Origin of the sequence: Kamptonema sp. UHCC 0994 (assembly GCF_029167235.1) — a bacterium.
GTDB lineage: Bacteria > Cyanobacteriota > Cyanobacteriia > Cyanobacteriales > Microcoleaceae > Kamptonema.
The window spans coordinates 7,707-12,225 of the sequence record NZ_JARFTR010000089.1; the positions used below are offsets into that span (position 1 = coordinate 7,707).

Genomic DNA, 4,519 nt, shown 5'->3' on the forward strand with positions numbered 1-4,519 from the left:
AGAATGTTTATACAGTCAGCTTTTTAGCCATCCTTATCTTATGTTTAATTAGGTGGATTTACTTACAATCTTGATGTTTGGTTTCACTTCATTACACCAACCTACTATTATCTGCTCTTATTTACCAATTGCCCATTACCAATTACCCATTACCAATTACCAATTACCCATTACCAATTAACAAATAAGCTTTCATTCTCCCCTTACCTTTAATTTCAATTTCTCCGCGTTCCTCGAATACGTAAACCCCTTTTAAGCGTTCATAAGTCGATTCTGAGACTTGGATGCGTCCGGGGATACCGTGAGATTCCATCCGAGAAGCAGTATTTACAGTATCACCCCATAAATCGTAAGCAAACTTTTTCCAGCCAATTACTCCCGCTACGACTAAACCAGTGCTAATACCGATTCTAATCTGAAAGTCTTGACCTTTTTTAGCATTAAATTGTGCTAAAGCTTGCTGCATATCTAGCCCCATCTCAGCAATAGCATGAGCGTGATCTAAATGGTTTTCCGGTAAACCACCTACTACCATATAAGCGTCCCCAATTGTCTTAATTTTTTCTAAACCGTGACGTTCCACCAAATGGTCAAACATCGAAAAAATCTCATTGAGTAACTTAACTAATTCTGTAGGTGAAATCCGGGCAGAAAGTTGTGTGAACCCAACAATATCGGCAAATAAGACACTTACTTCTGCAAAACTGTCAGCAATAGTTTGTGGGTCTTGTTTTAAGCGTTCGGCAATTGGTGGTGGTAAAATATTCAGTAGCAACCGCTCCGATCTATCCTTTTCTGCTTCTAAGGCGCGGCGGGCTTTAAATTCAGCTTTGGCTAAGCGTTCGTATAGGTAAACTGATAAGTTGCAGGTCACGCAGGCCCAGAATAAGTAAAGATATAGCATGGCTGGAGCCACTGGCATATCTTCGGGTTTGACTTGTAAGTTTAGTGCAGCATTAACTCCAAAATAGTAGATAAATACGCCTAATTGTGCTGTCAAATGTAGGGGCCATCGCACGGGAGTGAGAGTAGCTTGACCAAAAAACATCAGACTCCAAGCAATAATATCGGGTTGGGCGATACCGAGGAAAGTGGCTCGTATTTGCGGGATCAGAGTTGTTGACCAGGATAGCCCTAAGAATATTAAAGCGTGGTGGCGGCGCACTGCGGGGATTTGCAAGGAGGCGATGCCAGCGAGGAGAACCAGTTGTACTACAATTTGGGTTAGCAGTAAAGAACTGTTGAACTGCTGGCGATTGAATGCAAAGTTTGTTAGTTCTAGGATGCTAAAAGTCACGAAGGCGAAGAAGGCTAGCCATAATCCCAGTTTCATGCGACTGAGAATAAAGCGATCGCGCCATGCTTCGTAGTCAGCTTTAATGTTAAGTTCGGGGATGTCCCCTAACTCTTGGAGGGGCGAACCCTCAAGCCAGACTTGTTGATCTATTTTGCTTGGCTTCTCTCGCTTCATGGTGGATATGCTGCTTCTGTTGAAGGAAGCGAAAGGTGTACGTCTTTAGGTTATTATGAGCAATAATGCTCCATACTGGGAGTTATAGCAGAAGACAGAAGGTAAAAGGTAAGTATGCAGAAGGCTTTAATTATCTAAAAGGGCAAAAGTAAAATGCAATAAAAACAAGAGTTTCAGTAATTGAGAACATCCTTATTACCTTGGCGATTGCTAGATTAATTTTTCCCCAAATACCCAAATATACGATGGAAGATCGAGGTTCCCAACTCCCGACAGATAAATTAGTTGAGCGGATCTTGTCCTCTGGTCAACTGAGTCGGATTGACAGACAGCAGCTCAAGTTTGCCTTGTTAGATGATTCCATCAATGAAAAAGAGTTAGTTTTGATCGAGCGAGTGATTGATGGGGTAAGAAAAGGACTGCTAGATATTGTGGATGAAAATTGAAAGAAATTGGTAATTGGTAATTGGTAATTGCTAATTGGTAATTGCTAATTGGTAATTGCTAATTGCTAATTCTCCCGCGCTCCCCCTCTTCCCCTCTTCCCCTAGCCCCTAGCCCCTAGCCCCTAGCCCCTTCTTCCCCTAGCCCCTAGCCCCATCTTCCCCACTCCTTCGATTAAAAAATCTCATCGTCAATAGTACCGTCATCGGGGGGAGTGAGTTCTGAGGGGGGGCGATCGCTACTCCAGGCCCACCAAGGAGAACCACACTTGCACTCGTAAAATTCCTGCCATTTGCGGCGGTGGGTTTCGGTGTAGACTGGCGATCGCCGATTAATCCAAACCCGTACCGCCTCCGTACAGCTTGCGCCACATTTGGGGCAGGAAAACTCAAAAGCGTGTTTCGCCGTAGCTGCCCAGTCGGGAGGGGTTGGCTCGAAAGCTTCCATCATGTCCAAGTTTAAATTAAACTCCTATCATTATCCGTTTAAGTCGCGATCGGCTGCTGCCAATAAATGAGCTGACCTTAACAAAATCTTGAAGTTGAGATAAATTATGGTTTTCTCTGTTTATTTTACAGCCTTACCTGTGCCAAAGCGTTCAATTAGAGTTAATTTCTTTGATGTGAGATGTCTCCACCCTTCGGGGAAGACTCAAACCAATTTCCCACAGGCCGCCTCTGGGCCCTCACAGCGCTCTTAAGGACTAAGCTTATGTCTATATACAATCTCGTCTCATTTCTGGGCATCTTTGGTTTATGCGCGATCGCCTGGGCTTTTTCGGAAAATCGCAAACCCCAGTACATACCCTGGCGCGTCATCATTTGGGGCATTGGCTTACAATTAGCTTTGGGTTTTTTAATCTTTCTGTTCCCACCAACTCGCACAGCCTTAGAGTGGTTTACAGGCCTGCTAGATGGGGTATTTACTGCTGCTGATACCGGAGCACGGTTTGTTTTTGGTAAAAATATTGTCCCCGTACCAGGTCAAGATCCACCAATTAATTTAGGGTATATTTTCGCCTTTCGAGCTTTGCCAACAGTAGTCTTTTTTTCTGGCTTAATGGCTTTGCTTTACAACATCGGTGTTATTCAAATCATCACCGAAGTATTTGCGAAACTGTTTTATAATACTATGCGCTTAAGTGGCGCAGAAGCTCTCAGTGGTGCAGCTAATATTTTTGTGGGCATTGAAGCGGCAATTGTTGTTAAGCCTTATTTGCCGGACATGACTCGCTCTGAAATTTGTGCGATTCTATCTTGCTGTTTTGGGACGGCTGCTTCTTCAACTCTAGCAATTTATGTAAGTTTCCTCAAACCAGTTTTTCCCAATATTTTAGGGCATTTAGTCTCAGCATCAATTATTGCCATTCCAGCTTGTTTTGTCATCTCCAAAATTTTAGTACCGGAGACGGGAACTCCCTTAACAATGGGTGGTATTCCCAAAGAGGAAAAAAAATCGCAAGGTAGAGAGTTTATTGGGGAAGAAATCTCAGAGGAAGATTCCCAATATACCCCCCAAGAAACAGTCGGTGGCGAACCCATTGAGCGAGTCAGCCCCTTGGATGCAGCGATTGTGGGTGCTTTAGATGGGGTAAAGATGGCAGTTGCGATCGCGGCCGTCTTGATTTTAATCTTAGGTTTAGTTTCTTTAGTTAACCAAACCTTCGGTGCTTTGGCATCCTTGGAAACTTCACAAAATACTCTCCTACAACCTATCGGTCAAGTTTTCAGCGTCATCACGCTACAAAATATCCAAGGAGTCTTATTTTATCCCTTGACTTTGTTAACTGGCGTTCCCTTTGAGGACTCATGGGAAGCCTCTGTAATTATTGGGCGGAGGCTGTTAGAAACTGCTATTCCTCCCTATCAAAGTTTGGCAGAAGCAGCAGCCAAAGGAGAGATTACCCCTCGTACAGTTTTAATCGTCAGTTACGCCCTTTCTGGCTTTGCTCACCTCGCCTCTGTAGGCATTTTCGTCGGTGGTACTATTGCCTTAATTCCCTCTCGTCGTAAAGACATTTCTGAGTTAGGTTGGAAGGCTTTATTTGTCGGTACTTTAGCTACAATGATGATTGCTTGTATCGCTGGTGTATTTGATAATGGCGATGCAAGTATTCTAGGTGAAAAGACGGCCCCGGCTGTTGCTCCCCTTACGGCTCCTGCTACGCCAAAATCGACGGTTTCGCCTAGTCCTGCGGCTTCGTTAGCGCCAGCTATTGTTAAGCCTAGTCCTGCGGCTTCTCCGAAGCCTCCCGCTGGCCAAGCTTCTCCTAAATCTTCTCCTAAACCCGCAGTTTCTCCATCTCCTAAAGCGTCGTCATCGCCGAAATGATAGCTATAAAGTCGGGCGAATATAATTCGCGGCTACACAAACAAAGTCGGGCGAATATAATTCGCGGCTACACAAACAAAGTCCGCCTACGCGGACTGTAGAAATTCAACCCGCGCAGGCGGGTTTTGTCTGTGTAGATGCGAATTATATTCGCCCTACTACTATTATTGCTTGCTATACCAATTACCAATTACCAATTATAGCAACCGCCAGGACGGTTAGGACAACTTTATTTGTTGAACGTAACGCCGCCTTCTAGGCGGTGCCCTAACC

General features: G+C 44.4%; 3 protein-coding genes and 1 pseudogene. 2 read left to right on the forward strand and 2 right to left on the reverse strand.

Features of this window, described 5'->3' with window-relative positions; translation table 11 throughout:
* Positions 1-163 precede the first annotated feature (163 nt).
* Positions 164-808 (reverse strand): annotated as a pseudogene (locus PY364_RS28825) (adenylate/guanylate cyclase domain-containing protein); the annotation flags it as partial.
* 863 nt (positions 809-1,671) lie between these two features.
* Here PY364_RS28825 and PY364_RS09170 point away from each other — a divergent pair.
* Positions 1,672-1,917, forward strand: a complete 246-nt coding sequence (locus PY364_RS09170; protein ID WP_275521980.1) for a hypothetical protein — start codon at positions 1,672-1,674, stop codon at positions 1,915-1,917.
* Positions 1,918-2,089: 172 nt separating this feature from the next.
* Here PY364_RS09170 and PY364_RS09175 read toward each other — a convergent pair whose 3' ends face one another.
* Positions 2,090-2,362, reverse strand: coding sequence for a hypothetical protein (locus tag PY364_RS09175; RefSeq protein ID WP_275521983.1), 273 nt, complete (start codon positions 2,360-2,362; stop codon positions 2,090-2,092).
* Between the two features lie 264 nt (positions 2,363-2,626).
* Here PY364_RS09175 and PY364_RS09180 point away from each other — a divergent pair, with 264 nt between their 5' ends.
* Complete coding sequence (locus tag PY364_RS09180) at positions 2,627-4,246, forward strand: nucleoside transporter C-terminal domain-containing protein (protein WP_275521982.1); 1,620 nt, start codon at positions 2,627-2,629, stop codon at positions 4,244-4,246.
* Positions 4,247-4,519: the final 273 nt, after the last annotated feature.

Coding starts and splice junctions, on each gene's coding strand:
- PY364_RS09175 (WP_275521983.1), bottom strand. CDS start 2,362: ATGGAAGCTTTCGAGCCAACCCCTCCCGACTGGGCAGCTACGGCGAAA.
- PY364_RS09180 (WP_275521982.1), top strand. CDS start 2,627: ATGTCTATATACAATCTCGTCTCATTTCTGGGCATCTTTGGTTTATGC.